Genomic DNA, 1034 nt, shown 5'->3' with positions numbered 1-1034 from the left:
GGGGCATTTTCATGTTCTTTAACTACTTTCTGAAAAAGCGAATAAATCGTATCCATCGTTTTATCTCCTTGTCGGTTTATCTATTTAATATCCAGTGAATGCCAGCCGCTGTGCGCTTGTTGCACGCCTGATAGTGGCTGCCACTGTTCAGTACGAAGGTGGTTTCGATGCCTTTCCCGTGGCACAGTGTTTCTATCTCCTGCGTATTCTGCTGCACAACGTTCAAAATCGGATTATCGGTGGAGCTCTCCTTGTCTCCGAGAGAAAAATACAGACAGTCAGGTTTGCGCTTCATCTCATGGGAGCACACATATTCCATGATGCCCTCAAACCAGAAGGAACCTGACATACTCGCTGCGCGGGCAAACACATCCGTTTGGTAGAGAGCGTAGAGGGCGAACAGCCCGGCCAGCGAGTAACCGGCGAGGCCCCGCCAGGCGGGCGCACCGGGAAGGAGCGCTTCCGCTTCCGGCATAATTTCATCCAGAAGCAGTTTCAGGTAATCATCCGCACCCCCGGTGCAGGGCGTATCGTGTTTAGAGATCGGCCCCATATACCACGGTGTCATGTCATGATCCCATTTCAGCTTACTGACCGCCACCAGACAGAAATCTGGGCAGCCGAGCGCCATCAGGTTTTTATACACACTGTTAACGGCATTGGAAAAGGTGTTGAGATAGATAACTGGGCTGCCCGGCTTTGCGCTTGGGTATATGTCCACTCTTTTTTGTTCTATGGTTAAAGAAGTCACTTTGTTGCCTCCTCTCTTGACGATTCATTGTATAAATATTGTACGGTATCCGAAAACGAAAGCAAGTACGCAGAAAGTTCGTACATAGTATCAAACTACTGACCAAGGCTATAAACAGGAGGAATCAAGATGGATCATATCATGACATATGAGGAATATCTGCGCGATGTCAAGAAGGGAATCGTCACCGATCTGGGCAACAGCCCGGTCACGCCGCTGCTTCTGATGCTTCAGGGAAAGTGGAAAACACAGATTCTCTATGAGCTGTGCATCCATGATACGG

The 1034-nt window shown here is 49.0% G+C and carries 1 protein-coding gene; it reads right to left on the bottom strand.

Annotated features, from left to right (window positions below; all coding sequences use genetic code 11):
- Nucleotides 1–76: 76 nt before the first annotated feature.
- Nucleotides 77–751 (bottom strand): alpha/beta hydrolase, encoded by a 675-nt coding sequence (locus GPK81_RS00675; protein WP_118338790.1) that lies wholly within the window; start codon nucleotides 749–751, stop codon nucleotides 77–79.
- Nucleotides 752–1034: the final 283 nt, after the last annotated feature.

Origin of the sequence: Blautia sp. MCC283, assembly GCF_018785565.1 — a bacterium.
Classification (GTDB): Bacteria; Bacillota; Clostridia; order Lachnospirales; family Lachnospiraceae; genus Blautia_A.
Note: the sequence above shows the minus strand (reverse complement) of the source record. Positions and strands in the feature narration are given on the sequence as shown.